The sequence below is a fragment of the Cloacibacillus sp. genome, assembly GCF_020860125.1.
In the GTDB taxonomy this organism is placed as follows: Bacteria; Synergistota; Synergistia; order Synergistales; family Synergistaceae; genus Cloacibacillus.
Map to the genome: position 1 here is coordinate 29,090 of NZ_JAJBUX010000047.1, position 4,960 is coordinate 34,049.

At 36.7% G+C, this 4,960-nt stretch carries 5 protein-coding genes; 1 reads left to right on the plus strand and 4 read right to left on the minus strand.

Annotation, left to right across the window (positions count from 1 at the left end; all coding sequences use genetic code 11):
• Window positions 1-131: 131 nt before the first annotated feature.
• On the plus strand, window positions 132-326 hold the full coding sequence (locus LIO98_RS06305; RefSeq protein WP_291954323.1) for a fructose-bisphosphatase class II: 195 nt from the start codon (window positions 132-134) through the stop codon (window positions 324-326).
• A gap of 117 nt (window positions 327-443) precedes the next feature.
• On the opposite strand, the gene LIO98_RS06310 is transcribed toward LIO98_RS06305, so the two are convergent.
• The 4 genes from LIO98_RS06310 to LIO98_RS06325 form a co-directional block, all read right to left on the minus strand.
• The gene (locus LIO98_RS06310) at window positions 444-1,643 is read right to left on the minus strand and encodes a Coenzyme F420 hydrogenase/dehydrogenase, beta subunit C-terminal domain (RefSeq protein ID WP_291954325.1); all 1,200 of its coding nucleotides are present in this window, start codon (window positions 1,641-1,643) and stop codon (window positions 444-446) included.
• A complete protein-coding gene (locus LIO98_RS06315) occupies window positions 1,640-3,160 on the minus strand; it encodes a hypothetical protein (protein WP_291954327.1) in 1,521 nt (506 codons plus the stop codon). Before LIO98_RS06315 ends, LIO98_RS06310 begins: the two co-directional genes overlap by 4 nt.
• On the minus strand, window positions 3,147-4,271 hold the full coding sequence (locus LIO98_RS06320; RefSeq protein ID WP_291954329.1) for a polysaccharide pyruvyl transferase family protein: 1,125 nt from the start codon (window positions 4,269-4,271) through the stop codon (window positions 3,147-3,149). The genes LIO98_RS06315 and LIO98_RS06320 overlap by 14 nt, the downstream gene beginning before the upstream one ends.
• 106 nt (window positions 4,272-4,377) lie before the next feature.
• Window positions 4,378-4,960 (minus strand): O-antigen ligase family protein (locus tag LIO98_RS06325; RefSeq protein WP_291954331.1); only part of this gene is annotated, 583 nt, incomplete at its 5' end.

Consider the following 4,960-nt stretch of genomic DNA (forward strand, 5'->3'; position numbering starts at 1 on the left):
GTGATTTCAGGCGGAGTATGATGTTGAAAAAATGATATATTCATAGCTAATATTTAAGCTATAAAAGTTATTTATGTCAATTATAGCTAGTATTTTAGCTGTATAAAACATATCTCGTAAAAAGCGAAAACGTGACAGGCGCCACCGTAAGCGACTGGTTCAAAGGCGTACGTTACTCCGGCGAAGGAATCGAGACTTCATCGCTGGTCATGCGCGCGAAGAACAGCATATTGCGCTACATCAACGCGGTACACAACGTCCAGAAGCTGGACGAGATCAGCGGCATCAAAGACGGCGTTCCGTTGTCAACCTGCTCGTTCCTGTAAACCTTAAGATTTTTCCAGGCGGCATGACTTTTTGTTCATTCCGCCTATTTCCATTATTTCCCTATGACGACTAAGTAGTGTGTTGACGCAAGATTTTGTTGTTATGATGTTCCGGGGTTATTGTCTTTTTAGTATTTTTTTAATAATTCCTAGCAAATGTATTTTGTGTAAGAACAATTTTATGTATTCTTTTATTATAGTTCTTTTATTATACCCGCCATACTTTTTTGCTATAGCAGGGAATCCATGTTTGTGGTATAGCTTCCAGCAGTCATCTCGGTTAATATGGCAGATGGATGGCCCTTGTAAGTTTTGCTGATATGGGCGGCAATTTTCTATCGAACTTTTACGATATAGTATTTTATCTTTTATTTGGTCAAATAAAACCTCACCTTTTTTAGAGTTGATAAAAATCAATGAAACTCCACTTTCGTCTTTAAATTCAGGCATCGAATACTCAATACCCCAAAAGTCTGCCAGAGTTATGTCCCCGTATCTTTGTATGCCTGCGTATTTACACGTGATACAGGCTGGACGCAGAATAGTGTTTGAATAGAACAATGTCTTCCATATAAGAGCCAATTTAGATGTGTCATCGAAGGTTCCATTAGTATAAACAATCTTTTCGTTATGGGACCATCCAAATGTATCTTTTGGACGATGTAAATATTCTTTTATAGTCTTTTTTGTTTTGTGTTCCACGTATCTTAAGAATTCCTGGAATATAGCTGGGCTCGGGACTCCATGACAAATCAAATCTGCTGTATATAAATTGCCTGTTGCGCATCCCGCAAATGTTAAGTATGAAATCAATCCTGCCGTCTGACATGGGGTTCCTGTGAACAGTACCTCTTTACCTGCTTTTAAGTCTTCTTCTATCAACCTGAAATTATCCCGCATATCGCTTTGTACATATTTAGATCCTCTACATCTGTCCCGTGCATTGGCATCTGTTGCTCTAATGTGCATAGTAGATAAATCAACATCATGGGCGGCTCCATATACGCTACCGTCATTTTCCAATATTACATCTGAAATAGCGGTAAAAGCGCCGCCTGATGAACTCTCTTTTCTTACCTTATCGTCCTTTATTTTCATTGCGTATATCTGTTGCTGATAATTGTTTTCTTTAACTCCGTTATTCTGGAAAGCACATACACTATTGCAGTGCCCACACTCGATACATAGAGCTTTATCTATTTCCGGGTACAGAAAACCTTCCTTATCTGCCCGCATTGTTATTGCGGAAACGGGACATATGGTTTTACATGCGGTACATCCACAGCAATCTTGCTTTTTTTCGAATAACGTAATCATCTTGATCCCCCTAATATATGCCTTATTCTGCCGTGTATACTTAGTAAATTTTGTCTATCAAAAATAAACGCTGAGGTTAAGATGACAATAGACGAGATAATGGTTGCGATGGCTGCCCATGTTGCCCATTGACCATAGGTATCCACTTGACGGGGAAATAAAAATTTTAAGATGGTAACTGAAACGGCGATATTGAAGAATAGTCGAGCAATACGTATAAATGACAGTCGCACCGACAATTTCGTCAGGTTTCGTGGAATGAAAAATAGTAAGTCAACATCTCTATAGAAATTAGAGGCAATGCAGGCATAGAGTATACCTTCAATTCCGTATGACGGTGCCAGAAGAATTCCGCCGACTACGATAATTGCCCCCTGCGTAAATGTCTGTAAACGGGTCTCTTTATACATTCCTGCGGAAATTACTAGCATTCCTTGTGGCGTCTTTATGTTATACATTAGTGCGTTTAACGTAAACAAAAAACCAAGTAGCGGTACGTTGTAATCTACGTCGGTAATGCCTTTGGTGTAAATGGATATGAATGGCATGATTGTTACAAATGTCACGCTGAACGCTACCGCAATCATAGAGTAGTAGAAACATTCAAATTCCTGATAGGAACGCTGCAAGGTATCAAGTTGTCTACGGGCGATGACATCACCAAAGGAAGCGGCAAGGCCACTGATAAAAATTCCGAGAATTCCGGCTATGCCTCCGAGTACCATGTTGTATATGGTATATATACTGACAAGCTTTAAGTCTTTCAAGATCAAGGTTAAAATTATAACAGGGGCGCCTACATGAATGACTCCTAAAATCTGCAAGATCAACGCGTCCCAACGTTTGTCCAATAGATTTGGAGAAAATGGAGATGAATAGTTTATATAGCGATACCTGGTTCGACAATAATATATCAATATAATGGTACGTGAAAAAATAGTTAACACAACTATAGCTCTCAATAGTACAATGTTGACATGGGTTTTCGCCAGGAACATGACCGAGGCGGTGTTTAAAATTATATAGACAATTGAAGCAATGGATATAACATAGGCTTTTTGATCAGCTGTAAGCAAAGCTCTGTATTTCGCCAAAGTAAAAAATTCCAGACAACCGTTGATCCCCAAAATTAGAACTAACAATGTAATCTCCAAAGAAGATAGGCCTGTTGATTTTATATATAGCGGATAAATCATGGCTAACGCCACGGTTAACAGTACGAAAATAACACCAGACTGATAGTAATATTTCTTTGCGGCAGAAACTATACTGCTTATAGCTGAATGATCCGCGTTTGCCAATGGTCCATACAAAGCATAAACAGCGGCGCCAGAAATTCCTGCTTCAACAAGATTAAAATAGGCAATAAATTGCAATATTGATGAAATTAAACCATTTATCTCGGAGCCATAGTAGACAAGCATATATTTAGGAACGATGAATCCTGAAATAAACGTAACTATATGTAAGAGTGCTGTCGATATTGAATTATAAAAGAAAAGTTTAGTTCGGCTCATCTTTTTCTTTCTTGCAAACGCCGAGAGCGTTTTCCAGGAATGCGATTGATTTCTGCCGCTCTATCTCTAGCTTAACGTTTACTTTTCTGTAGTCGATATCTCTGTATGGAATATCATTTATATTTGTTACTATACGCTCCGAAAGGTCAAGCTTTGCTAAAAGATCCCGCATACGGGAACCGGCTGTTGGATGTGCAACAGTAACAAACTGTTTGTTAAAGATCAGAGAAAACGCTGTGCCATGAAATGAGCTGGTTACAATATAACTGGCATTAGCAAAAAGTCCTAAGAATTCACGTGGCCCGGCAGTTGGGCAAGTCGCATGTCTATATAACTTTTTTAATGACCGATTGCCTGAGAATATCTCAAGAATTTTAAGTTTTTTTTCTTTTGCAATTGTTTTTACTATTTGATTGGTTAATGGCATATTGTCCATATTGTATAATAATAAGTAGCTTTTATTATTAGGCATTATTGCTATTTTTTCCCAATCCTTCTTACTCAGTAGCAATGTTGGGTCAAGTGTCACTGAAATTTCTTTATCAGTAAAATCAGCAATAATTTCTTTCGCTGTTTCTTCTCTAACGGAAATATAGTCAATATTTTTTATGCCATTTTTTAAGAAAACTATCTCATCAACCGTTGATTTATCGTTTCCTATGCTTGCGGCATAAGAAACTAATTTACAGGTATCTTTCTTCAAAAAGCATCCAAAATAGGTCGTGTCTGCAAACGTTATTTGTTTATTCCAGACCTGATCGCTGCCAATAAATATAAAATCGGAATTTTGTTGAGGGATATCTGATTGTTTATAAAAGACAGGTTGTGTACTGGCAACAATATATTTATCTCTAAAATCTTTATAATTTCTAAGTTTCTGGCCAAGTCCACAAAAGTGAAACCTAATAAAATTTATACCATGCTTGATTAGGTAAGATATATATGTTCTTACATTATGACTAGCGTTTGGTGCATAATTAAGAAAAAATGGTTTATAGTTAATGATATCGACGTGTTTGGAGTATTTCAAAAGCACATGCTTTAGTGCGTATGCCTGTAATACCGCTCCATAATTTATTGCCCAATGAAATGTTAAGATTGATATTTTCATTACAAAATCACTTCTTTCATATCTAACTAGTATTGGTGCCATTTAAAATATAAAACTATTAATTATCCATGATCGATATTGTATTCATTGCATAGATTGATTGTATTTATTGTGATTGTTTTTTTATCCCTTGAAATGCGATAATAATTGCCCAGAATACCCATAGCATCTCATTGCCCATATTGGAGCTTGAACTTATACTGGCGATTATAAATGCAATCATAAACCCGAGAAACGCAAAGGCGGTACTTCGTTCTAAACTCGTCGTGTTCTTGGATTTATATCTTGAATAATTGTCTCGGCATAATTTAATGTAAAAGATAATATAGCCGGCAAAGATAAAAATACCAGAACCAACAAGTATTTCCATCCACCAGTTATGAATGTTAGTGATTCCATATGTCTCATATACCCAATTTGATGCCATATAACTCTCAATACCGCCAATTCCGGTTCCCATCCCTAAGGTTGGAAGCAAAAACAACAACCCATTTAAAATCAAATTCTTTCTGATATTATCCGAGTTCTCTCCTTCTGTAATTCGTATAACCATCTGGTCAATGAAGTATTGGGGATTAAGGAATGTAACTAGATTAGGCATCAAAATAGATACAATAGTGATCAAAATCACAATAGAGACCAAAAACATGAAAACTTTTTTTGTAAAATGTTTATGATCTATAGTATTT

Coding starts and splice junctions, on each gene's coding strand:
- LIO98_RS06310 (WP_291954325.1), bottom strand. CDS start 1,643: ATGATTACGTTATTCGAAAAAAAGCAAGATTGCTGTGGATGTACCGCA.
- LIO98_RS06315 (WP_291954327.1), bottom strand. CDS start 3,160: ATGAGCCGAACTAAACTTTTCTTTTATAATTCAATATCGACAGCACTC.
- LIO98_RS06320 (WP_291954329.1), bottom strand. CDS start 4,271: ATGAAAATATCAATCTTAACATTTCATTGGGCAATAAATTATGGAGCG.